1 protein-coding gene is annotated in these 223 nt (G+C 79.4%); it reads left to right on the forward strand.

Annotated elements, in window-relative coordinates; genetic code table 11:
- Nucleotides 1-223 (forward strand): hypothetical protein (locus DMH08_RS40760; protein ID WP_158642483.1); only part of this gene is annotated, 223 nt, incomplete at both ends.

Consider the following 223-nt stretch of genomic DNA (forward strand, 5'->3'; position numbering starts at 1 on the left):
ACGCGCCGTCGCGCACGCCCTGGCCACACGCCGCAGCCTCTTCTCCCACCGCGCCGTCGTGGTCGGCGCCGACCGGACGGAGCTGGCCGGACGGCTCGCCGCCGTCGCGCACGCCCTGGCCACACGCCGCAGCCTCTTCTCCCACCGCGCCGTCGTGGTCGGCGCCGACCGGACGGAGCTGGCCGGACGGCTCGCCGCCGTCGCGCACGCCCTGGCCACACGC

Origin of the sequence: Actinomadura sp. WAC 06369, from assembly GCF_003947565.1 — a bacterium.
Classification (GTDB): Bacteria; Actinomycetota; Actinomycetes; order Streptosporangiales; family Streptosporangiaceae; genus Spirillospora; species Spirillospora rifamycini.